The sequence below is a fragment of the Rhodococcus sp. NPDC055024 genome, from assembly GCF_053608585.1.
This window is the reverse complement of sequence record NZ_JBSGVT010000004.1, coordinates 98,887-122,661: the sequence shown is the minus strand read 5'-3', so window position 1 is coordinate 122,661 and position 23,775 is coordinate 98,887. Positions and strand designations below refer to the sequence as shown.

The 23,775-nt window shown below is 61.8% G+C and carries 20 protein-coding genes; 10 read left to right on the top strand and 10 right to left on the bottom strand.

Translation table 11 applies throughout. The features are described 5' to 3' along the window. Positions 1 to 171: 171 nt before the first annotated feature. The 8 genes from ACWF6P_RS11325 to ACWF6P_RS11290 form a co-directional block, all read right to left on the bottom strand. The gene (locus ACWF6P_RS11325; protein WP_452621078.1) at positions 172 to 1,617 is read right to left on the bottom strand and encodes a wax ester/triacylglycerol synthase domain-containing protein; all 1,446 of its coding nucleotides are present in this window, start codon (positions 1,615 to 1,617) and stop codon (positions 172 to 174) included. A 136-nt stretch (positions 1,618 to 1,753) separates the two neighbouring features. Next, complete coding sequence (locus ACWF6P_RS11320) at positions 1,754 to 3,214, bottom strand: wax ester/triacylglycerol synthase domain-containing protein (RefSeq protein ID WP_452621077.1); 1,461 nt, start codon at positions 3,212 to 3,214, stop codon at positions 1,754 to 1,756. Between the two features lie 374 nt (positions 3,215 to 3,588). Then, on the bottom strand, positions 3,589 to 3,783 hold the full coding sequence (locus ACWF6P_RS11315; protein WP_020723597.1) for a hypothetical protein: 195 nt from the start codon (positions 3,781 to 3,783) through the stop codon (positions 3,589 to 3,591). Positions 3,784 to 4,081: 298 nt separating this feature from the next. Further along, positions 4,082 to 4,213 carry a hypothetical protein gene (locus ACWF6P_RS11310; protein WP_255246887.1) on the bottom strand — a complete coding sequence of 44 codons (132 nt, stop codon included), beginning with the start codon at positions 4,211 to 4,213 and terminating at the stop codon, positions 4,082 to 4,084. 721 nt (positions 4,214 to 4,934) lie between these two features. Next, positions 4,935 to 5,714, bottom strand: coding sequence for a hypothetical protein (locus ACWF6P_RS11305; protein ID WP_452621076.1), 780 nt, complete (start codon positions 5,712 to 5,714; stop codon positions 4,935 to 4,937). Between the two features lie 588 nt (positions 5,715 to 6,302). Further along, positions 6,303 to 7,928 (bottom strand): chaperonin GroEL, encoded by a 1,626-nt coding sequence (gene groL / locus ACWF6P_RS11300; protein WP_003941476.1) that lies wholly within the window; start codon positions 7,926 to 7,928, stop codon positions 6,303 to 6,305. Between the two features lie 273 nt (positions 7,929 to 8,201). Then, positions 8,202 to 8,759, bottom strand: coding sequence for a DUF6764 family protein (locus tag ACWF6P_RS11295; RefSeq protein WP_019744475.1), 558 nt, complete (start codon positions 8,757 to 8,759; stop codon positions 8,202 to 8,204). Between the two features lie 81 nt (positions 8,760 to 8,840). After that, positions 8,841 to 9,626 carry an HAD-IIA family hydrolase gene (locus tag ACWF6P_RS11290; RefSeq protein ID WP_064443292.1) on the bottom strand — a complete coding sequence of 262 codons (786 nt, stop codon included), beginning with the start codon at positions 9,624 to 9,626 and terminating at the stop codon, positions 8,841 to 8,843. An 82-nt stretch (positions 9,627 to 9,708) separates the two neighbouring features. Here ACWF6P_RS11290 and ACWF6P_RS11285 point away from each other — a divergent pair, with 82 nt between their 5' ends. Together ACWF6P_RS11285 and ACWF6P_RS11280 are read left to right on the top strand one after the other, a co-directional pair. Then, complete coding sequence (locus tag ACWF6P_RS11285) at positions 9,709 to 10,854, top strand: PucR family transcriptional regulator (protein WP_452621075.1); 1,146 nt, start codon at positions 9,709 to 9,711, stop codon at positions 10,852 to 10,854. A gap of 155 nt (positions 10,855 to 11,009) precedes the next feature. Continuing rightward, positions 11,010 to 12,263, top strand: a complete 1,254-nt coding sequence (locus tag ACWF6P_RS11280) for an NAD(P)/FAD-dependent oxidoreductase (RefSeq protein WP_452621074.1) — start codon at positions 11,010 to 11,012, stop codon at positions 12,261 to 12,263. On the opposite strand, the gene ACWF6P_RS11275 is transcribed toward ACWF6P_RS11280, so the two are convergent. Further along, entirely contained in the window at positions 12,235 to 13,626 is a 1,392-nt protein-coding gene (locus tag ACWF6P_RS11275; protein WP_452621073.1) for an amino acid permease, read from the bottom strand. The two genes, ACWF6P_RS11280 and ACWF6P_RS11275, sit on opposite strands and share 29 nt — an antisense overlap. A gap of 189 nt (positions 13,627 to 13,815) precedes the next feature. Here ACWF6P_RS11275 and ACWF6P_RS11270 point away from each other — a divergent pair, with 189 nt between their 5' ends. The 7 genes from ACWF6P_RS11270 (at position 13,816) to ACWF6P_RS11240 (ending at position 21,288) form a co-directional block, all read left to right on the top strand. Further along, positions 13,816 to 14,286 (top strand): SRPBCC family protein, encoded by a 471-nt coding sequence (locus ACWF6P_RS11270; protein ID WP_003941500.1) that lies wholly within the window; start codon positions 13,816 to 13,818, stop codon positions 14,284 to 14,286. A gap of 34 nt (positions 14,287 to 14,320) precedes the next feature. Then, the gene (locus ACWF6P_RS11265) at positions 14,321 to 14,773 is read left to right on the top strand and encodes a hypothetical protein (protein WP_007733713.1); all 453 of its coding nucleotides are present in this window, start codon (positions 14,321 to 14,323) and stop codon (positions 14,771 to 14,773) included. After that, positions 14,763 to 15,782: a DNA polymerase III subunit beta family protein gene (locus ACWF6P_RS11260; protein WP_452621072.1), complete on the top strand. Its 1,020-nt coding sequence runs from the start codon at positions 14,763 to 14,765 to the stop codon at positions 15,780 to 15,782. Before ACWF6P_RS11265 ends, ACWF6P_RS11260 begins: the two co-directional genes overlap by 11 nt. A 71-nt stretch (positions 15,783 to 15,853) precedes the next feature. Then, positions 15,854 to 16,567, top strand: a complete 714-nt coding sequence (locus ACWF6P_RS11255; RefSeq protein WP_003941540.1) for a phosphatidylserine decarboxylase — start codon at positions 15,854 to 15,856, stop codon at positions 16,565 to 16,567. A gap of 59 nt (positions 16,568 to 16,626) precedes the next feature. Continuing rightward, positions 16,627 to 17,457 carry a CDP-alcohol phosphatidyltransferase family protein gene (locus ACWF6P_RS11250; RefSeq protein WP_452621235.1) on the top strand — a complete coding sequence of 277 codons (831 nt, stop codon included), beginning with the start codon at positions 16,627 to 16,629 and terminating at the stop codon, positions 17,455 to 17,457. A 21-nt stretch (positions 17,458 to 17,478) separates the two neighbouring features. After that, positions 17,479 to 19,656: an AAA family ATPase gene (locus ACWF6P_RS11245; RefSeq protein ID WP_452621071.1), complete on the top strand. Its 2,178-nt coding sequence runs from the start codon at positions 17,479 to 17,481 to the stop codon at positions 19,654 to 19,656. Positions 19,657 to 19,665: 9 nt separating this feature from the next. Then, on the top strand, positions 19,666 to 21,288 hold the full coding sequence (locus ACWF6P_RS11240) for an amidohydrolase (protein WP_452621070.1): 1,623 nt from the start codon (positions 19,666 to 19,668) through the stop codon (positions 21,286 to 21,288). 82 nt (positions 21,289 to 21,370) lie between these two features. Here ACWF6P_RS11240 and ACWF6P_RS11235 read toward each other — a convergent pair whose 3' ends face one another. Further along, the gene (locus ACWF6P_RS11235; protein ID WP_452621069.1) at positions 21,371 to 22,279 is read right to left on the bottom strand and encodes an aminoglycoside phosphotransferase family protein; all 909 of its coding nucleotides are present in this window, start codon (positions 22,277 to 22,279) and stop codon (positions 21,371 to 21,373) included. A gap of 178 nt (positions 22,280 to 22,457) precedes the next feature. On the opposite strand from ACWF6P_RS11235, the gene ACWF6P_RS11230 reads away from it, so the two are divergent. Continuing rightward, on the top strand, positions 22,458 to 23,696 hold the full coding sequence (locus ACWF6P_RS11230; RefSeq protein WP_452621068.1) for a DUF222 domain-containing protein: 1,239 nt from the start codon (positions 22,458 to 22,460) through the stop codon (positions 23,694 to 23,696). The last annotated feature ends 79 nt before the right edge of the window (positions 23,697 to 23,775 follow it).

Here is a 23,775-nt window from a genome sequence, read left to right as displayed (position 1 = left end):
CGATTATCGAACCAGTCCGGCGGTAGACACTCGACGTGTCGACAGTCACATTAATCCGCGAGATAACGACTCGACACCACTACGGACAATTACCTTAATTAGGATGAATTCGACAGAAATTTCCCGAACACAAATCGTCGATTCACCACAAGTTCCGACGCAAGTTGCTCTTTATCGTTCGACTACCTCACGATTTTGTTCAGAAACTGCCTGCAGAAGCGTCGTGAACCCCACCCGCAACAATTCGACGTAGTGCTCGATATCCGGCATCGCCTCTCGCGAAACGATGACATTGAGCGTCAGAGAACCTCCACGCGCGGCAATGAGGAAGTGGCGCAGAATGTCTCCGTCGACCGGCGCCTGCCCGCCGAGAACTGCCACCGCCGGCGCACCTTCGAAAACATTGCCGTCGACCGATACCGGGACATTGCTGATCGTCGTGTTCTGAATGACCTTGTGCGAAGGGTCCAGCTTGTTGAGCCGACGTGAGAGACCGGTGAGTCTGAGCAGAGCCGCAGGCGAGGTTTCGATGCGTGTGCCGTAACGACGGACGGCTGGGTGCGCACTCCGCTCCTTTGCCATCAGCGCCGAATCCCTGATCAGTGTCAGCCGCTCGACCGGATCTTCGACGTCTGTGTGCAGATCGACGGTCAACAGCGCCAGTTGGTTGGCCGATTCCCATTCGGCTATCTGCCGCATCGATCGGGGAACCATCGCCGCCAACCCACTGGCCGACTTCTCGCCCTTCTCCGACAGGTATCCGTCCAGAGCACCGGCGACGACGGTCAGGAAGATGTCGTTGACCGTCACGTCCGGAACGGCCGCTCGGATCGCTTTGATGTCTGCGCCGTCCAGCGTCAGGAAATCGATCGTGATGTCTCCGCCCAGCACGCCGTTGAATCGGGTCGGTAGGCGGTCGGCCGAGTACGTAGGTAGCTCTCCGGCCTCTTCCGCCTCCCGAACCGTCTCGGCCGCAACCTTTGTCACGGACAGGCCCCGGCCGAAGCGGATCGCCTGGCCGGGCAAACCGACGACCGTGCGCCCGATCAAATCCAGCGACGAAAGCCCCGAACCGGCACGCTTCGTCTCCGGCTTCGGCGGACCGGAGAACAGAAGGTTGGTCAGATCGCGGATCGCCAGACCGTCACCGGCCCCGTGGTGGGTCTTGAGCATGATCAGCGTCAGATTGCCCGGTAGCTCGTCGATCCCGTGCACTCCGGTCATGACGTGCAACTCCCAGGGCGGCCGGGACAGGTCCATCGGCTCCCCGAGCGAGCGCCCGAGCAATTCACGAACCGGCGCCCACCCGGCAACAGGGGCACGATGGACGTGCACGTGATCATCGACGTCGAAATCGGCCGGGACCCAATAGGGATAGTCCAGATCCAGCGGAACTCGCTGGAGGCGACTCGTGAACAGTGGCCAGTACCCGAATCTTTCGGTGATCCACCGAACCGCGTCGTCGTGCGTCATCTCTGCGAGCGGATGGCCCGTAGTGTCGAAGAAGTAGGCGCAGACCATGTGGCTCAGATGTCCGCCGGACTCGTTGTAGACGAACTCCGCGTCTCGCGGTCCCATCTGAGATACCGCGACTGGCAACGAGTTCCGAAAGATCATGCATGCCCCTCAATTCCGACACTGAACGAATGTCCGAATTGTAGCGAGCTGACATGCAGATCCTCTGGGTTCTGCTCGGAATAGTTGGGTATCACCGGATCCAGCGATCGGAGAAGGTGCCTGCGATTCCGATCGATCAGGAAGCAACCTCTTGGTCAGGTGAATCCGCAGTCTGCATCGCGGCCGCCGCTGCCAAATCATCGAAACTTGCTCGCAGTAGTTCGATGTAATGGTGGAGATCGGGCATGGTCGCGGTATCCGCGATGACGTTGAGGGTCAGTCCCCCACCTGCTGCGGCGACCATGAAATGCCGTAGCCCGTCGCCGTCAACCGGGGGCTGGGTTGCCAGCACCGCTGCACCCGGTGCACCGTTCAACGTCAGCCCTTCAACAGAGAGCGGAATATTGCTCACCATTGTGTGCTGGTAGCGGGGACGAGTGACATCGTGGGAATTCCTACTTCGCGCAAAAGCAATCAATCTCAGCAGGAATGCCGGCGCCGTTTCGATCGCGGCGTCCACACGGCGAGTGGCAGGGTGGGAAGTACGTACCTTCTCCGAACGCGAGGATTCCGCGATGAGTGCCAATCGTTCCAGCGGCGCCGCAACGGACGTGTGCATATCGACTGACAAGGTCACCAGTTGATTGGCAGACTGCCACTCCTCGACCTTGCGCATCGAGCGCGGCACCATTGCCACCAAAGATCCCCCTGGCGGCTCACCATTTTCTGTCAGATACCGCGACAGCGCACCACCGACGATCGCCAGGAGAACATCGTTGACAGTGGCGCCTGGAACTGCGTGTTTGACCCCGCCGATTACGGCACCGGGAAGGGTTAATTGCTGCAGCGTTCCCGATCCGCTGACTTTGCCGTTGAACCTGGTAGCCGGACGTTCGTTGAGGCTCTCGACCCATTCACCGGCCGATTGGGCCGCGTTCGCAGCGCGTTGAGCAGCGCGATTCCCAGGAACGCTCCGGGCGAATCTGAACATCTGGCTGGGAATGCTCGCCAACGATTCGAGGAGTACACGCACCTTCAATAGTCGAGGTACTGGAACGTGTCGGGCGGCTCGCTCTTCGCCTGAGAAGATGGATTCCCCCAACATCCGGATTGCTATCCCATCCGCTGCGCTGTGGTGGGACTTGAGCACTACGGCGGTCAGCCTCCCGTCCAGATCGTCGAGACCTTCGATTCCGTTGAAGAAGTGCAACTCCCATGGCGGACGGGTCAAGTCCATCCGTGAAGTCATCAAAGCACTCAAAGGCTTCTCGAGTGATGCCCAACCAGGCTCCGTAAGGTCTGTGACGTGTACGTGGTCACGGATGTCGAAGTCATTGACGGGCATCCAGTACGGATGATCGAGTCCGAGCGGGATACGACGTACCTTGTGGGTGAACATGCGATGGTGGCCGAGCCGTGCGGTCACCCATTCGACTGCTTGCTCGCGCGAGAACTCCGACTCAGGGCGCTGAGAAGTATCGAAGAAATACACCCCTATCAAATGCCCCAGATGGCCGTCCGCCTCGTTGTAGATGAAATCGGCATCACGCGGGCTCAACCGCGCCAACTGCACCGCAAATTTGCTGGGCAATCGCATGACACTACCTCGTCTCACTGCATCGGTAATCGTGACCGGAACTCGAAACCGAATGATCCCCGAGGCGTACGTCAGCCTCGGGGATCATTCGGACTCGGTGGCGTATTCCAATTCAGACTCCACCAAGAATTTCCTACTTCGGATTCTGAAGCATCTTGCTTCCGGCGGAGGTGAGGCCCGCTGTGTCGATAACCCATTGCACGATCGAAGTCAGGTATCTTTCAAGCATTGTGCATTTCCTTTCATCACACTGGGAAGGACGAAAGCGCGTTCAGGTATTTCCCGATCGTGCCCACGAGATCAACCGACCCGAAACTGACGAGATCGGACAGGTACGTCAATGATCCGTTCAACATTTCTTTCTCCTCTTCGGATTAGGTGCCGGCTATGGAGCCGAGGCCGGATTGGATCGATCCGGCTGACGCAGCGGATCCTGTGACACCCAGTTCAATGAAAGAAGAGATAGCTGCGAAAACTCCCTCGATAATTCCCTTGAGAGCCGCCAAAGGCAACTGGACCGAGTTCGCGTCGATGCTGCCGACCGCGTCGATCAAACTTGCTGTATCCACTGTACTTCCACACTCCTTGGAATTCGTTCGTTCGGGTTTCGAAAAGAAAAACAGCGGAGTCCATCAGATCTGCGTGTCCGTTATCCAAACACGCAGGTCTTGACGATTCCGAATTACGGCAGAGGGGGAACCTGCCACCCCAGGTCGATCGACGACATTATCGGCGCGAAAATGATGCCCGCAATGACCGACTTGATCAACCCTCCCATTTCGCCTTCGAGCACATCAGCGACCGATCCCAAACTACCCATCATTCACTCCCACTGTCAGAAAGATCCTCGGAAATTGAAACTATCGATCAGCTGAGTTCGATAGCGGATACCAACGAGCCTGTGCCGGCCTCTACGCCCGGCAGCATCGACCCGCTCCAGGTGTTGGCCAGCAGGTCGGTGAACAATTGCGCAGTCGCTTGGAGGAACATGACGATCATACTGATTCCCACCCTTTCGTAGGTCTTGGTTTACTCATAGGACGTTTACATCGGACCGCTTGCAGTAGCCCACAAAGAACTGGTCCGAGCAGCAAAGAGAAAGATTTTGCAAACCAGGTAACCGATATTCTTCGGGGCGTACGCGCCCTTTCGCGGCTATGGGGTGACATCAAGGTAGTGCAGAAGAGCCCGATTTGGGGAACTTTCGGCTAAACATTTTGAAGCTTTCTGAAACCTGTTCCATTTTTGCAGGTCGCGGGCCCGAGCCGGCCACAATTTCTACTGAAATCCATCAACACACCGCACTCAATAGCTTCGGCAACGCGGCACTACACACTGCAACGTATCTGCCGTCGAGTGCAATCGATCTGCCCACCAATACTTTTCGACGGCAACGCGCTGCAGTCGACGCAGAGCAAAAGTACTAGTACTCGAGGAGGTACCCCTCCCGAAATACCGCCGAAAGTGCTAGCGCCCGTGTAGATCTCACACGGACAGATATGAACGTGCCCATGCGTCCGATCACCCCTGGGCATGCAGACCCTCCCAGCCAAATTGCCCTAGGGCGCGCTCCCACCTCACCTGAGAGCCGGAAGCGCCACATCGGTTACGCGCACCCGATATTCAACTTCCTCCACAATATGGTTACCTTCATCCAGAAATTGAATGAAGGTAACCATTTCATTGGTGTGTACTAATACTGTCGATCACCAATCTTCGTTCAGGGGTGCAGGTCCCCACCCAAATCGTTGGTTGCCAACACACTTCCGATATCGGAGTCGGAGCGAGCACTGACATCAGTAGCGAGACACATTGTCGCGGCTTTTTGCTCGAAACCAAGGAAAGTTGCGACCGACGTGAAGGTCAGGAAGTTCTTCGAATTGGCATACTTTCCTGCATCGCCATCACGGTTGATCTCCAGGTACAGATCGGCATCGTCTGTCTGATTGATCGTGATCCCGGGCTGAACGAAAGACGTTGTCGCTCCTGCTACCGCAGGCACGGTGATTCCACTCAAGAGCAGATAGGACCCCGTCGCGCTGGGCGCGAGGGTAGCGTCAACACGAGTGACGGCGGGCGTCCCCGTGTAGCCGCTTCCTGCAGTACCCACCGCGGCCGACACAAACTTGGACGTGTCGGTGATCCTGTACACCATTCGCACATTTTCAAGTCGCTTCATGGCAAAGGGGGTGGAGTTGTTGAAAACCTGCGTGCCTGGCTGCACATGAAAAGTGTTTGCCGTGGGATGCGTGACATTTTCAGTGAACGCGACCAAACTCTGGTGAACATTCGCAATTCCGGACGCTACCGGATCACCCATGCACGCCATGTTATCCGTGGTGGCAACCGTGTGAGCCGATGCGGGCGAAACTGCAGCAAGCACCAGCCCTATCGCAGCCGCGGGTATTGCGACGCTGGTAGCAATTTGACGAACAGCTGAATGACGCATCTTCTTCATCGTTCCTTCATCTCTCTCGAATTTAATTCCAGATTTCATCATGAAGTAATCCCCGATAAAAGGGATAGACGGATGAAGCAGTTGAAGGTATCAGGATATCTTCAACTACCGAAAGCATGCTTCACTCTCTCCGCAGCACACAATCACTGCTATCGAGAACCGAGCATGTGCATCAAACATTCGAAGAAACTGAATCAGAACCGCGCGCACCGGTCTGTTCGAATTTTGACGCCCGATCCGCGTTGCCCGAAGCGTCGACTCTGGGGGCTATGCGGCATTTGCGAGCGTAGACCATACTTCTGAAACGTGTACCAGTTTTCCTGGAGCAGCTCTAAACTCCCGAATTCTCGACAACATTAGCGAAAGCAAGGGTATCCGATTAGCTAGACTTAAGTAGCAAGAAAATTCGCCGTCAAGGCCCAAAATATCCTACAAAAGTACGAACCTGAGAGCATTTATCGTGGCCTTACTACTTTTGTACGAACTTGAAATTGATCCGGAATCGGTGGACAGCCAAACAGCGCAATCGCGTCGCAGTAGTCGACAAAATGCCCGCATTTATCTCCAGACAAGCAAAAGCCCGGCCCACCAAACGGTGGGCCGGGCTGTAGGAGCTAGGTGGAGATGGACTCAGAAGTCCATGCCGCCCATGCCGCCGGTCGGATCGCCTGCAGGCGCTCCGGCCTTCTCCGGCTTGTCAGCGACAACGGCTTCGGTCGTCAGGAACAGAGCCGCGATGGACGCTGCGTTCTGCAGTGCCGAGCGGGTGACCTTGACCGGGTCGTTGATGCCTGCAGCGAGCAGGTCGCCGTACTCGTTGGTCGCAGCGTTGAGGCCGTGACCTGCGGGCAGGTTGGAGACCTTGTCCGCAACAACGCCAGGCTCGAGGCCTGCGTTGAATGCGATCTGCTTGAGCGGAGCGGACAGTGCAACGCGAACGATGTTCGCGCCGGTTGCCTCGTCACCTTCGAGCTTGAGGTCGTCCAGTGCGGGAGCTGCCTGGAGAAGTGCAACGCCACCACCGGCGACGATGCCCTCTTCGACAGCTGCCTTTGCGTTACGCACTGCATCTTCGATGCGGTGCTTGCGCTCCTTGAGCTCGACCTCGGTAGCAGCGCCGGCCTTGATGACTGCAACGCCGCCGGCCAGCTTGGCCAGACGTTCCTGCAGCTTCTCACGGTCGTAATCCGAGTCGCTGTTCTCGATCTCGGCGCGGATCTGGCTGACACGACCGGCGATTGCGTCGGCGTCGCCGGCACCCTCGACGATGGTGGTCTCGTCCTTGGTGATGACGACCTTGCGTGCCTGGCCGAGGAGCTCGAGGCCTGCGGTCTCCAAGGAGAGTCCGACCTCTTCGCTGATGACCTCGCCACCGGTGAGGATGGCGATGTCGGCGAGCTGAGCCTTACGACGGTCACCGAAGCCGGGAGCCTTGACGGCAACAGACTTGAAGGTGCCACGGATCTTGTTGACCACGAGGGTGGAGAGAGCTTCGCCCTCGACGTCCTCGGCGATGATCAGGAGCGGCTTGCCGGACTGGATGACCTTCTCCAGCAGGGGCAGCAGGTCCTTGACCGTGGAGATCTTGGAGCTGACGAGCAGGATGTACGCGTCTTCGAGGACGGCTTCCTGACGCTCTGCATCGGTGGCGAAGTACGCCGAGATGTAGCCCTTGTCGAAGCGCATGCCCTCGGTGAGCTCGAGCTGCAGGCCGAAGGTGTTGGACTCCTCGACCGTGATGACGCCTTCCTTGCCGACCTTGTCCATAGCCTCGGCGATGAGCTCACCGATGGACGGGTCGCCGGCGGAAATACCGGCGGTAGCAGCGATCTGCTCCTTGGTGTCGATCTCCTTGGCGGTCTCGAGCAGGCGAGCTGTGACAGCCTCGACAGCCTTCTCGATGCCGCGCTTGAGGCCGAGCGGGTTCGCGCCGGCTGCGACGTTGCGCAGGCCTTCACGGACCAGAGCCTGTGCGAGAACGGTAGCGGTGGTGGTGCCGTCGCCAGCGACGTCGTCAGTCTTCTTGGCGACCTCCTTGACGAGCTCGGCGCCGATCTTCTCGTACGGGTCGTCGAGTTCGATCTCCTTGGCGATGGAAACACCATCGTTGGTGATCGTGGGGGCGCCCCACTTCTTTTCGAGAACGACGTTGCGACCCTTGGGGCCCAACGTCACCTTGACAGCGTCGGCGAGGGCGTTGAGGCCTCGCTCGAGGCCACGACGTGCCTCTTCGTCGAACGCGATGATCTTTGCCATTGCGAAGTGATCCTCCGGATAGGGGGTGACACACAAGGTGACCGCTCGTCGGGTCACCTCATCGGCACAAGGCGACCGTTTGACCAGTCACCTCATTACACGGGCGACCGATTTGCCTGGTCACCCATCTACGCCTGTGGTCTAGTCAGTGCCCGCGACGGACGACCGGGGGTGTCTATGGTTCCCGGTCTCACTGCCTCGACCTGGCACTCACGGTTCGCGAGTGCCAACTGCATTTTTAGCACTCGAGCGTGCCGAGTGCAAGGTTGAGCCTCAGCCCGCGATGCAGAACTGTCCGTTACTCAAATTGACCGCAAACGAGAGCACTCCGACGCAGTCGACGCCGTTGGCATCGGCCGTAGCGCCCGCTCCGTAACCGGCGATAGCGAAGGTGACGTTTCCGTCGGCCGCCCCGGCCCGCGCGATACCGCCGCCGAGCGCAAATGCCTGCGCCTGACCGTTACCGCGAGAAGCCCCCAGCGCGGTTCCGAAGCCGTTTGCATATGAATTGGAGTAGCCGTTGTCGGCGGCGACGCTCACAGCGGTACCGCTCTCGGCAGCACCGGCCTGCGAACGGCCGGCTCCGACGGACTGCGCGCCGCAGCTCGCGGTCTCGGAGACCTGGATGTCATTGGCCGACGGCGGCGAGACACACGTGACGGGGGCTGCCGAAGCAGCTCCCGCACCGGTCAGCGCCAGCCCGGCGGCGAGCCCCATACCTACAGTCATCACAGCCCCTGTTCTCGCCAGGCGGCCCCCCAACCGACTACTGGAAATTCCGCTGACTCGAGAGGATGAGCGACGGAACCAGACTGACGAGATCAAGGGCATAGAAAACTCCTTCGTGGAACAGGTTCATTGGATTCGGGCGCGAGAGTACCCGCTCGAGTGAAGTCCGTCACCCCCGGCTGGTCAAGCCTCGAGGACGACCCCGAGAAGGGCCGGGAGATCCGCGACCGAATCGATGACGTGGTCGGGCTTCTGAACCGACAGGTCGAGCACTGTTTGCCGAAACTTGCCTGTGCGCACCAGAACTCCGGTCAAGCCGACTCGTTGTGAGGAAAGGACGTCCCCGATCAGATCGTCGCCGACCATCACCGTCGCCTCAGGTTCGACATGCATCAGCTCGGTGGCTGTCAGGAACCCCGTGAGAGACGGTTTACCCACTGCGGCGATATTTACACCTGCCACTTCCTCGAAGCCCGGCAAGTACGTTCCGGTGTCGATTCGAAGGCCGCCTGACGTCTCCCACATCATCCCGCGGTGCATCGCGACGACGGGCACACCGGCGAGCAGAAGTTCGAGCACTCGACTCAGCGCCTCGTGGGTGAACTCCGGGCCGGCGCCGCCGAGAATCACGACCTCAGGATCGGCGTCGTCGAATTCGATTCCCTCGAGATCGGCAGACACGTCACCGTGATTGAGGACCCACGCCCGCGCGTCCGGATACGTCGCCCGCACGTACTCCCCCGTGAGCCTGGCGGCAGTAACTATCTGGCTCGCCTCGACCTCGATACCGGCGTCGCACAACCCCTGCGCGATCAGCGTCGAACTGCGCGAGGTTGTGTTGGTCAGAAACCCACAGGCCAATCCGCGCCGCCGAACCTCGCGTACTGCTTCTCCTGCTCCCTCGATCGGCTGCCAGGACGTGAGCAGGACTCCGTCGATATCGAACAGAACACCTTCGATGTCGGCCATTGCACCAGCCTATATTCGCTATCGAGGTCCTGCCGAGGCGTCGTAACCCGAAATCCGTCGATCGCTCAGTAGGCTCCCACCCATGGACCTGCGCGACGACGACCTCTTCTCCGTTGCCGGTTCTCTGGCCGAATTACTCGGCGCTCCCGTCACGATCGAGGACGAGAACTCGACCGTCCTCGCGTACTCCGGCGGCGAGCAGGCCGTGGACGAAGCTCGCATCGGCACGATCCTCGGCCGGCAGGTACCCAGCCGATTCCGCCAATTACTCTCCGATGCAGGAGTATTCGATCGCCTCCACCGAGAGATCGATCCCATCTACGTCGACCTCGAAGACCCTGCGATCACTCCGCGCCTGGTCATCGCAGTTCGCGAGAACGATCACCCCGTCGGCTCGATCTGGGTTGCACTCGCCGGAACACCGACGCCCACACAGGAATCGATACTTCGTTCCGCGGTATCCGTCGTGGCCGAGAGAATCGCCTCGGAGCGTGACCGGGTCGACAGCACACGCCGTCGCCAGTCCCAGCGCGTCCAAGCTCTGATCGGCGGTGGCGAACCGGCTTTCCGCGCCGCAGACGACTTGCGGTTGGCAGGCCCGCTCACCGTCGTCGCCGTCGGAACAATCACGGGACCACTGCCGGCGGGGTTGGTCGCGTCCTTGAGCCTGTACCTCGACACTCTGGCCGTCGACGCCGTTGCCGCTCAACTGTCCGAGACCATCTACCTTGTCATCGCGGCCGACGAGACCAACGCTCGCCGATTGTCCGCCGACTTCCTCACCCGCGCCCGTGGTCGCGAATTCCTGGCAGTAGCCGTCGGCCGGACCGTGAAGTCTGCGAGCGAATCACATCTTTCACGTTCGGACGCCGACCATGTTCTCGGAGCGCTTCGGCATGGCCGGTCCGGCGGAACCGTCTCGGGAATGAGGGACACGTTGGCCTCCGTACTCGCCCTGCACGTCGCCGACATCATCGACGGACTCGGCGACGCCACACCACTCGGAAGCCTCGAACGTCACGACTCTCAGCACGGCAGCGATCTGGTCGCGACGGCAAAGGCCTTTCTCGAGCACGGCGGTGACGTAGCGAATTCTTCTGCCGCACTGCATGTTCACCCCAACACGCTCCGCAACCGCTTGCGTCGAGGCAAGGAGATGTGCGGCGTCGACTTGACCGACGCCGACACCCGCTTGATTCTGATGCTGCAGTTCAAACTCGCTCGCTGAGCAGGCGCGGCGGCGCGTTGTGCGAATCCACAACGAGGTAGCTCCGACGATGGCCGAACGGCCAGTCCTTTTGCCGGCCCCGCGATTCATGCTTGAGACAGACCCGGATGTGACCGGCGTCTCGGTTCGAGCAGAGTCTGTAGAAGGAGTGCGTCATGGGAACTCGTCAGAGCCCCGATCGTGTGGTCGTGGTCGGTGCGGGTGTTGTCGGATTGTCGACGGCCTGGTTCTTGCAGGAACGTGGAGTCGAGGTCACCGTCGTCGATCGCGACGGCGTCGCAGCCGACGCGAGCTGGGGCAACGCCGGTTGGCTAGCCCCCGCATTGACGCTTCCGCTGCCCGAACCCGCAGTGCTCCAATACGGCTTGCGCGCGATGCTCAGCCCGTCGTCCCCGGTGTACGTGCCACTGACCACCGATCTGAAGCTGATTCGGTTCCTGGTCGGGTTCGCGCGCCACTGCACGCCGTCGAAGTGGCAGGAAGCGATGTCGGTCTACACCGAGGTCAACCGAACAGCCTTGGGCGCGTACGACGAACTCGCCGACGGTGGCGTCCGAGAGCTGACCCGCCTTGCCGATCCTTTCCTCGCCGCGTTTGCGTCCGAGAAGGACCGACAGACTTTGGTGGACGAGTTCCATCACGTCGAAGCTGCCGGCGGCGAAGTCGACTTCGACCTCCTCGACTACGACGCGATTCATTCGCTCGAGCCTTCACTCGGTCAGGGCGTGAAAGCCGGTTTGCGTCTGCGCAATCAGCGTTTCATCGATCCCCCGTTGTTCGTGAACTCGTTGGCGGACGCGGTTCGTGAACGCGGTGGAGAAATCGTCAGCGGTTTCGACGTCGCGCAGATCGACGATCGGGTCGGCGGAGTCAGTGTTCGCAGTGCACACGGTGATTCACGCGACGGTGACGCCGTGGTCATCTCGAGTGGTGCCCGCTTGAACAAGCTCGCCGCACCGTTCGGCGTGCGCAAACTGGTGCAGGCCGGACGCGGCTACAGCTTCAGCGTCAAGCCCGAGCACCTCCCCAAGAATCCTGTGTATTTCCCCACCCAGCGCGTTGCGTGCACGCCGTTGCACGATCGCTTCCGAGTGGCCGGAATGATGGAATTCCGCAGCCCCGACGCGCCGTTGGATCCGCGCCGCGTGCAGGCGATCGTCGATGCGGCCAAGCCGATGCTCAGCGGCATCGACTGGACTGCGCGGGAAGAGGAATGGGTGGGCTCACGACCGTGCACTACCGACGGCTTGCCGTTGATCGGAGCCACGCGCTCGCCGCGCGTGCACGTCGCCGGTGGTCACGGGATGTGGGGAATCGCCCTGGGTCCGTTGACAGGAAAGATGGTGGCCGACTCGATGACCGGTGCTCAGACGCCGACCGTCATGCGTCACTTCGATCCGCTGCGCTGACAGCCGGTTTCACCCACTTGTAGTACGCGCCCGTCAGCAGAACCAGCCATCCGGCACCGACGAGCAGCGCAACTCGGGTATCGGCGATGACGCCGAGCAACACGATGACAAAAGCCAGGAACACGATCGCGAAGATCTGACCGTACGGCCACAGCGGCACTGGAAATTTCAGTGCCGCTGTTTCGTCTGCACTCATCTGAGCGCGGGAACGGAACTGCGAGAGCAGGATCATGATCCAGACGAAAATGGTGGCGAAGGTCGCCAGCGAGGCGATGACGAGGAACACCTGGTCCGGGATCAGGTAGTTGAGCAGTACTCCCACCAGCAGGGCACCGGTCATGATGACAACGGTCATCCACGGAACACCGTTTGCGGAGACTCTCTTCATCACCTGCGGGGCCTGGCCGGCATGCGACATTCCGAACATCATGCGACCCGCACCGAAAACGTCGCTGTTGATGGCGGACAGGGCCGCGGTGATGACAACGATGTTGAGGATCGATGCGGCCGTTCCCAATCCGAGGTTCTCGAAGATCTGGACGAACGGACTGTTGTCGGAGTTGATGGTCTGCCACGGAATGATCGCCATGATGACGGCGAGGGTGCAGATGTAGAAGAGAATGATGCGCACCGGGACCGTGTTGACGGCTTTCCTGATGGTCTGCGCCGGATCCTCGGCTTCGCCCGCGGTGATACCGATGATCTCGGTGCCGCCGAACGCGAACATGACGATCGCGAAACACGCGACGAATCCGCCGAAGCCCGTCGCGAAGAACCCGCCGTCCGACCAGAGGTGGCTGATTCCGGCATCGGTGTCGTGAACGCCGAATCCGAACACGATGATCGCGATGCCGCCGGCGATCATCGCGATGATGGCGGTGATCTTCACGAGCGTGAACCAGAATTCCAGTTCGCCGAACACCTTGACGCTCAACAGGTTTATCGCGCCGATGAAAAAGACTACCGCCAGCGCCCAGATCCAAACCGGTACGTCCTGGTACCAAAACTGCATGTAGATCCCGAACGCGGTGACGTCGGCGATACAGACGATGATCATCTCGAACGTGTATGTCCACCCGGTCAGGAAGCCGGCGAGTGGTCCGAGGTGCTTGTTCGCGTACTCGCTGAACGAACCCGAGACCGGGTTGCGGACCGCCATCTCGCCGAGCGCTCGCAACACCAGGTAGACCGCGATACCGCCGATCAGGTAGGCCAGGAGCACCGACGGGCCGGCTCGTTTGATGGCCTCGGCGCTGCCGTAGAACAGTCCGGTTCCGATGGCTGATCCGAGGGCGATGAAGCGGATGTGGCGCGCTGTCAGCCCTCGCTTGAGGCCATCATGCGTCGCGGCGTCGCTGTTCACTTCTCGGTACTCCAGTCGGATGGATCGTCATACGTGCGCGAACCATTGTCCGCTACCACCGCGCGTGTTCCCGCACGACCCTGCTGGACGGCCGTACAGTGACCTGACACACATGGTCCATTGACGGATCGCTTACGATCGACAAAAGTGTTTGTAACTTTACGTAGCATCAACTCGACTGGAGAGACTGTGTCCAACACGCTCGAAGCAAGCATCGACATCGACGCATCACCGCAGGACGTGTGGGCAATCGTCGCCGACCTGCAGCGCATGGGCGAATGGAGCCCCCAGTGCAAGGTGATGAAGGTGATCGGCGGGACCGTGCGTGAGGGTGCCAAGACGATCAACGTCAACCGCAAGGGCTTGTTGGTCTGGCCGACGTCGTCGAAGGTCGTTCGTTTCGAACCCAACAAGTCGGTGGCGTTCCGTATCGCGGAGAACCGCACGATCTGGTCCTACGAACTCGAGCCGACCGCTACCGGCACCAAAGTTACCGAGCGTCGCGAGGCTCCCACCGGAACGTCGAAGGTCTCGCAGTTCCTCGTCAAGACCGTCCTGGGCGGAAACGCCGACTTCGAGGTCGAGCTCGTTGAAGGCATGAATGCCACCTTGAAGCGTGTGAAGAGCGAGGCCGAGGCGGCTGCACGCACCTCTGCTTGACCCTCGACCTGGTCGAGGCATCAGGATCCGTTCCATGGATCCCGTGATGACACAGATAGCGCAGGCACAAGAATTGGCGAGCTCCGGCGATCGAGCCGGGGCTCGCTCTGCGTTCGAGAAGGTGTGGGAAGAGATCAGCGCCGCCCCCGATGCGCTCCACATCGTCTCCCTCGCGCACTACATGGCCGACGTTCAAGACGATCCGGCTCAAGAGCTCTGCTGGGACCTGCGCGCCCTCGACGCTGCAGATTCGTTGACCGACGCGCGAGCCCAGGAACACCACGCATCGCTGCAGGTCGCCGGTTTCTATCCATCGCTGCACCTCAACCTGGCTGCCGACTACCGCAAACTCGGACGCGACGCCGAGGCCGTCGAGCATCTGACGAAGGCCGAGGCGTCGGTCGGCACACTCGCCGACGACGGTTACGGCCGGATGATCAGGGGCGCTATCGAGCGACTGCGGGCAGAATTGATCCGTGACCACTAGTTCCGCCCTCTTGACGATCGGCGAGATGTCCAGGGCGTCGGCGCTCCCGATCAGCGCGCTGCGGTTCTACGACAAGGAAGGCGTGCTCGTCCCGCATTCCGTCGATCCGCACACCGGTTACCGCTGGTACACCGACGACCAACTCCGCGACGCACGCGTGATCGCCGGTATGCGGCGCGTCGGTGTTCCGATCCGCGACATGATGGCCGTCCTGACCGGACCGGAACCCCATTCGTGCCTCGACGCCCATCTGCGCAACCTCGAGGACGGTCTCGCCGACGCCCGGGCCGAACTGGGACGAATCCACCGCCTGATCGACGCGCTACCTATCTCCGGCGGCGTGGACATCGACTCGTGGGATCTACGACGCGCACTCGACGCCGTGCTGTTCGCCGTGAACGAGGAATCGGAGTTCCCGATACTTCGCGGCGTCCACCTCGACATTCACGACGGCGTCGCTGCGTTTGTCACCACTGATCAGTTCCGGCTCGCGGTCGCCGAGGTGAAAGTTCACTCCGCTCTGACGGTGTCCGCTGTCGTTCCCGTCACCTTCGCGCGATTGTTGCGCGACGTCGCCGGCGTCGTGACGCTGACTTTCTCCGCGCGCACGGTGACTGCGTCGTATCCGGGAGGTGAGGTGTCCAGCCCACTGATCGAGGACGGCGAGTTCCCCGATCACCGAATCCTGCGCGAGCACCACGACGCCGTCGAACTGAGCGGCGACCAACTTGCCTCCATGCTCAACGGCACCGGACACGGAGCCGTCGTCAGCATCGGCGAAGACGGTGGTGCCCGGGTGGATCCGGGTGGAATGGATCCCCGTGAGAGGTTCCGCGTACTGGTCGACCGGCAGCGACTGCGCGACGCTGCCGCAGCCCAACCGGGGCGGCAACTGGTGATCCGAGTAAGCGGTGCGACGCTCCCGCTGGCGATACGCACGGGCGACTGTGTCGGGTACTACTCGTACCTGATGCCACTACAGCCTGTAGGAGAGAAGGCGTTCACGTAATCTATGGATGCTCTACCGCCCGTACTGTCAGTGCGACCAGCAGAAGACCTACCGAGTAGTTAGAGGAGCCTGTGGCACGCCGACCCACACCCCCCGGAACCCCGCAACCCACCGGGATCGGACATATCGTCGATCTGGTTCGCCATGCGATTCCGCCACTTCATCCCGCCGGCCTGCCGTTCGTGCTGGCCCCGCTGGGAGTTGCAGCTCTGGGCCGCAACCGTAAGTGGGTGCGCCGAGCCGGTCTGACCACCGCCGCCGCATGCGCCACGTTCTTCCGTCACCCGCACCGGGTGCCGCCCAACCGCATCGGCGTCGTCGTCGCACCCGCCGACGGCGAGGTGGCGCTGGTCGACAACGCCGTTCCGCCCGCCGAGCTCAATCTCGGAAGCGAGCCGCGCCCGCGCGTCAGCATCTTCCTCTCGGTTCTCGACGTGCATGTCCAGCGCAGCCCTGTCGGTGGAACGGTCAAAGAGGTCGTTCACCAGGCAGGCAAGTTCCTCTCCGCAGATCTCGCCGACGCCAGCGAGGTCAACGAGCGCAACAGCATGCTGATCGAAACCGCCGATGGTCACGACGTTGCGGTTGTCCAGATCGCGGGACTGCTCGCGCGCCGCATCGTCTGCTACGCCGGTGTCGGTGACGTCTTGCCGATCGGCGACACGTACGGACTGATCCGTTTCGGCTCACGCGTCGACACGTATTTCCCCGCCGGAACCACACTCCTGGTCGAGCCGGGACAACGCACGATCGGTGCTGAAACAGTTATCGCGCAACTGCCGTGAAGACGCCGAAGATGAAGTCAGCCGTGAAGAAGCCGGGAGCAGCCCAACCCGGCGCGAAGATGCCCAAACGCACCCAGGCGGTGCGGTTGCTGCCGTCCGTCATCACCATCCTGGCGCTGTGCGCCGGGCTGTCCGCCGTCAAATTCGCTCTCGACGGACAACCCGGTACCTCGCTCGCGATGATCGGCGCCGCAGCCGTCCTCGATTCACTCGACGGCCGCATCGCGCGACTGCTCGACGCCACCAGCAAGATCGGCGCCGAACTCGACTCACTGGCCGACTCCATCTCCTTCGGCGTGGCCCCAGCTCTGGTCCTGTACGTGACCTTGCTGGACGGCACCAGCATCGGCTGGATCATCGCGTTGATCTACGCGGTCAGCATCGTGTTGCGACTCGCACGTTTCAACACCCTGCTCGACGACGACGACGTCCCCGCGTACGCACGTGAGTACTTCGTCGGCGTTCCGGCCCCGGCCGGCGCACTCATCGCCCTCACCCCTCTGGCCGCGACGGCTCAGTGGGGTGACGGCTGGTGGTCCTCGCACATCGTCGTCATCGTGTGGACGCTCTTCTCGGCTGCACTGATCGTCAGCCGCGTCCCGACGCTGGCGATGAAGTCGGTATCCGTGCCGCCGCACATGGCGGCCGGCCTGCTCGTACTGGTGACGTTGGCTGCGGCCGCACTCATCACCTACCCGTACATCCTGCTGATCGTTCTCATCGCGATCTACCTGGTGCACATCCCGTTTGCCGTGCACTCGAAACGGTGGGTGGCAGCGCGTCCCGAAACCTGGGACATCAAGCCTTCCGAACGCCGCGCGATCCGACGCCAACCCAACGTCGGTGGCCGCCGCTCGGCCGCTCGTCTCGGATTGCGGCGACCCCGCTAGTCCACGACGTACTCTCGAGAGGTGACTTCGCCGGAACTCGCCCTCACCGTTCGACTCAATACCTCTGCCGCCGACCTACGCCGCGGGGTCGTGCGCTTGCACCCCGAAGCGTTGGCGGCGTTGGGCATCCGCGAATGGGATGCCATCGCACTCATGGGAGCCCGCGGCACCGCGACCGTCGCGGGCCGTGCGCCCACCGGAACCCCGGCAGGCACGATCCTTCTCGACGACGTCACCATGTCGAATGTCGGCCTGACCGAGAACTCTTCCGTCGTGGTCGGTCCGGTGACGGTGTACGGAGCGCGATCCGTCTCCGTCACCGGATCGTCCATGGCGACAAATTCGATCAGTTCGACGGTTCTGCGACAGGCCCTTCTGGGCAAGGTCGTCAGCGTCGGCGACACGGTCTCGCTCCTCCCCCGCGATCTCGGTCCGGGTACGAGCACTTCCGAAGCCACCCAAGCGCTTTCCCGCACCTTCGGCGTCGCGTGGACATCCGAACTGCTCACCGTCACGGCCGTCGAGCCTGCCGGTGGTCCGGTCAGCGTCCAGCCGAACTCGGCAGTCAACTGGGGTTCCGGCTCAGCGGGTTCGCTGACGCCGAGTGCGCGTGTTTCCGGTTCCGCTGCCGTCACGATCGAACCCGCACCGTCGGTTCCGCTGGATCACCTCGTCGGCGCGCAGGCGCAGGCAGCCAAGCTGACCGAGTGGCTCGGCCTGGCACTCGACGAACCAGAACTGCTCCGTACGCTCGGCGCCTCCCCGCACCTCGGCGTCCTCGTCACCGGCCCCGCCGGCGTGGGCAAAGCCACGCTTGCCCGCTCGGTCCTGTCCTCGCGCAACCTGGTCGAACTCGACGGCCCGGGAGTCGGTGCCACCGAGGCGAATACCCGCCTGCAGCGAATCGTCGACGCCGTTGCTGCCGTGCGCGGCGGTGGTGTACTGCTGATCAGTGACATCGACGCTCTACTTCCTGCCACAGCCGAACCGGTGTCCGCGCTGATTCTCGAACAACTGCGCAGCGCCGTCGCCACCCCCGGCGTGGCATTCGTCGCGACCTCCGCCCATCCGGAGACTGTCGACGCGCGCCTTCGCGGCCAGGATCTCTGCGATCGAGAACTCGCACTTACCCTGCCGGACGGCGCAACCCGCAAGGCCCTGCTCGAACTCCTGCTCCGCCGCGTGCCCACCGGAACCCTCGAACTCGACGCCATCGCCTCGCGCGCACCCGGATTCGTGGTCGCCGACCTCGCGGCGCTCTGCCGCGAAGCTGCTTTGCGAGCGGCGACACGGGCGTCAAAATCCGGTGATTCTCCGGAGATCACGCAGGAAGATCTCGTCGGTGCCCTCGAAGTGATTCGGCCACTGTCCCGTTCGAGTACCGAAGAACTGTCGATCGGCAGCGTCACCCTCGACGACGTCGGCGACATGGTCGAAACCAAACAGGCGCTCACCGAAGCAGTGCTGTGGCCACTGCAGCACCCCGACTCCTTCGCGCGCCTCGGAGTCGACCCGCCCCGCGGCGTGCTCCTCTACGGCCCTCCCGGCTGCGGTAAGACGTATCTCGTTCGCGCCCTTGCCAGCTCGGGTCACCTCAGCGTCCACGCCGTCAAAGGTGCGGAGCTGATGGACAAGTGGGTCGGCGCCTCCGAAAAGGCCGTACGCGAGTTGTTCCAGCGCGCACGCGATTCGGCGCCCTCGTTGATCTTCCTCGACGAAATCGACGCCCTCGCCCCGCGTCGCGGTCAAAGCTCCGACTCCGGGGTGTCGGATCGCGTCGTAGCCGCGTTGCTGACCGAACTCGACGGCGTCGAGCCGCTACGCGACGTCGTGGTGTTGGGCGCCACCAACCGACCGGATCTGATCGACCCTGCTCTCCTGCGCCCCGGCAGACTCGAACGTCTCGTATTCGTACCGCCGCCGGATGCGGAGGCTCGCAAAGCGATTCTGCGCGCTTCCGGCAAGTCGGTACCGCTCGCCGAAGATGTCGATTTGGACATTCTGGCCGTCGATCTCGAGGGATACTCGGCAGCAGACTGCTCGGCTCTCCTGCGTGAGGCTGCACTCGCCGCCATGCGCCGGAGCATGGACGCGGCCGACGTGACGGCCGCGGACGTGGCAACCGCCCGTGAGAAGGTACGTCCCTCACTCGATCCCGAGCAGGTGGCACACCTACAGGCGTACGCGGACAACCGATAAGGACTGACCATGGCTGCTGATCTGGTTCTGTACGGCGACATCGTGACCATGCACGAGGACTCACCACGCGCCCAGGCACTCGCCGTGACGGGAGGCCGGATCACAGCCGTCGGAGCGCGGACGGACGTCGAGAAACTGGTGGGGCCGGACACCCGCGTCGTCGACGTCGGAGGTGCCGCAGTTCTACCGGGGTTCATCGAGCCGCACGGTCACCCTTTGGAAGAAGCGATCGTGCTCGGGCCTGACGTCGTCGACATCCGGCCTGTCACGATCGCCGAGGCAGATGCCGTGGTTGCGGCCGTCGTCGACACAGTTCGTTCGCGGGGTGCTGCAGGCGCTTCTCTGAATGGCTGGGACCCGTTGCTGCAGAAAGGCCTACCCGACCCGACCATCGCCTGGCTCGACTCCGTCGCACCGGAGTACCCGCTCGTGATCATGCACAACTCGGGTCACGTCGCGTATTTCAACACGGCGGCAGCAGTGCAGGCCGGCATCACCCGCGATACCCACGATCCGATCGGCGGATCGTACGGCCACGACGCGACGGGTGCACTCGACGGATCCGCGTACGAAATGCCTGCGGTGTTTGCAGTCGCGGGCCACGCAGTCACGATCGGCGACGACTTTCCCGCACTGGTGGCGGCCGAATGTGCCAGGCTGAACGCCGCGGGAATCACCACCATCGCCGAATTGTCATTCGACCCCAAGATGCGGCCCGCCCTGGCCGCGATAGCCGACGCCGGACTGCTCACCACCCGCCTGCGGCTCTACGAGATGTCCAACGACGCACGCACCACCGAGGCATCGCCGGGTGACGGAAACGACCTGGTGCGCCAGATCGGGATCAAGGTCTGGTCAGACGGTTCGCCGTGGGTCGGCAACATCGCCACCAGTTTCCCGTATCTCGATACCGAGGCAACCCGCGCGCTCGGGATCGCCTGCACGCATGGGCACGCCAACTACACCGGCGAACAGATCCACGACATCAGTTCCGCTTACTTCGCCAACGGGTGGCAGATGGCGTGCCACGCCCACGGTGACGACGCGATCACCATGGTTCTCGACGCATGGGAGCAACTTCTGAAGGAGCACCCCCGGGCCGATCACCGGCTGCGTCTCGAACACGTCGGCGCGATGCGTCCGGATCAGTTCGTCCGCGCAGCGGAACTGGGTGTCACGGTCAGCATCTTCATCGACCACCTGCACTACTGGGGTGACGTTCTGGTGGATGACCTGTTCGGCCCCGAATACGGATCCGTTTGGGCCGCAGCAGGATCTGCGCTGGCGGCCGGACAACGGTTCACCTTCCACAACGACGGACCCGTCACCCCCGCCAATCCGCTACGGAACATGCAGGACGCCGTCACCAGACTTTCACCCAGCGGCCGTGTCGTGGCGCCCCAGGAACGGATCCCCGTGGACGCCGCCGTGCGCGCCCATACGGTCAACGCCGCATGGCAGCTGTTCAGCGAGGATCACATCGGGTCCATCTTTCCCGGCGCCTACGCGGATCTTGTTGTGCTGTCGGCGAATCCCCTCGACGTCGAGCCGGCCGAGCTGGCCGACATCACGGTGCTCGCCACCGTCCTGGAGGGCCGGACGGTGTACGGGGACCTGAGCGCGATCGGCTGATCGGTCGCCGCGGACAAGACAGTTGCCCTCCCTGCTCGAGTTCCAAGGATCGTTGCGAGAACGGAAACGACGCTGGGTGGTTTCAGAGTTCGGTGTGGACGTCGTCAACGACCTGGGCAATCGCATGTTTCGCCCAGGCCGTGATCTGCTCGTTCGTGTCGCGGTAGTACGGCAAGGCAACCAATGCAATCGACAGAGCCCATGCGCGGCCACGCGTCCAAGTGTCCTCGTCCACGTCAACACGAAGCCGGAATGTATGCCGAGTGCTCGGCGTCAGCAGAGTCCATGCGATGAGGCAGTCGATTGCCGGGTCTCCGAGAGCGATTCCACCCCAATCGATCACGGCCGCAAGGTTGCGGTCGCTCACCAGGATGTTTCCCGGGTGCAGATCCGAGTGCATCCACACCGGCGGGCCTGCGTAGTCGATGACGTCGCGCGCCTTTTCCCACGCCGCCTCCGTCAGCGCTCCGTTCAGCAGGTCGCCACACGCTGCAATACTCGCGCGAGTCGCTGAATCACGTCGCTCAATCGGATCGGCCCGGTAGGAATGCAGCGATCCCTGTGGGCACAATCCGAGTGTGTCGATCTGACGTAGGCTGTTCACAAAGTCTGCGAGCTGGATGGCCAGGTGGTCATCGACTATGCCGGGCACAGGGTTTCGCCCTGGCACCCACGGGTGCACCGACCATTGCCACGGGTATCCGAAGGCCGCCTCACCCACACCTACCGGAACGGGCACGGGGACCGGTAGGTGTGGAGCCAGATGCGGCACCAACTGTTGCTCCTTTGCGATTCCCTCTGCAGCACCTGGGGTGCGGGGCAGACGGATTACGAGTGAATCGCCTACGCGGATCATGACGTTATCGGTGCCGATCGACTCCACCACACGCAACGGCAGATGGGCCCACTGCGGCATCTGACTCGAGAGCAATCGCCGCACCAGCGCAGCATCGATGTCTGGTTCCAGTATGTGCAACTTCCGAATCTGCATGACATGAGCAAACCACTCCCGCACATTCCGCGACAGTGTGGGCGAGGCCGATGTCTGTCGCAAATCGTATAAAGATCCAAAAAGTCCCAAGAATCTGAATTGTCGAAAATTATTGCATAGGAACAGTTTTCGAATTTCATGTCTTGTATTCGAAACTTTGTTCGAATATGATTGCTTCATGAACAGTCGGGAAGCGTGGCAGCTGGATGGTGAGGGCCTCAAGAGTGAGGTTCTCGATCTGGTGCGCGTGCGGCATGAGTTGCAGTCGCGGATGGTGCTGCTGATCGTGGAGATGTTTTCCCGGGAGACTGTGGTCGGGAAGGGTTTTCGGGCGATCGCGCAGTGGCTGCACGGTTCGACGAATTTGGAGATCGGTGAGTGCAGCCTGCTGGTCAGTCTGGCGCGGTTGCTGTTGCTCGAACCTGTTGTCGCGGATGCATTCCACCGCGGCGATGTGGATGCGTTGAAGGCGCGTCAGGTGGCGTCGTTTTGTCAGCATCCGCCGAAGAACATGACGCCGGCGGATGTGGACAAGGCCCGCAGGATCCTGTTGGAGTTGGCGTCGAAGAACATCGCGGATTGTGATGCGGTGCGGGCAGCGATCCGCCGGATCGAGAAACAGTACGGAAAACGTGAGGACGGCGTCCCTGTCGGGGAGGATTCGGAGCGCAACGAGTTCTACGCCTCGAAAGGCTTGTACGGCAGAGTGACTGTGAAAGGTGATCTGGATGCCGTCAACGGGGCCCGTCTGATCACGTTGTTGTCGAGTTTGTCGGCGCCGACGCCGGAGAAGGACGGCGTCAAGGACACTCGTACTCCGGCATTGCGGCGGGCGGACGGGTTCTGCGAATTACTGCGGAGGTATGAGCGAGCGGGGTTGGGTCCGATCGAGGGCGGGGTGAAACCGCACATCACTGTCACGGCCAGCGCAAAAGACATGACGGATCTGCAGGCTTTGAAAGACCTCCTGCCGTCGACGGAGGAACTGGGATTTGCGTGGACGGATTGGGTGGGCCCGATCAGCATCGATACCGCACGGATGTTGGCGTGTGATTGCACGGTCACTCGGATTTTGTTGGATGAGAATGGTGTTCCGCTCGCGTGCGGTAAGGAAGTGCGAACGGCGACGGTTCCGCAGAGGCGGGCTCTTGCGGTGCGTGATGGCGGTTGCGCGTTTCCGGGGTGTGGGACTCCCTCGGGCTGGTGCGATGCTCATCATATTGTTCACTGGGGTGATGGTGGCCCAACGGATCTCGACAATCTGATCTTGCTGTGTGGTCACCATCATCGGACACTGCATCACACCGAGTGGCGAGTGGAGATAGGCCCGGATCGGAAGACGGTGTTCTATCCGCCGATGTCGATCGATCCGTATCAGCAGCCGATCGGTGGGAACAGTCCACCGACAGCGGCGTGAACCTCCACAACTGAAGACGCGAGCACCGGGGCACAACCATGCCCCGGTGCTCGTGCTGCGTTCCCGACACCTTCGCGGA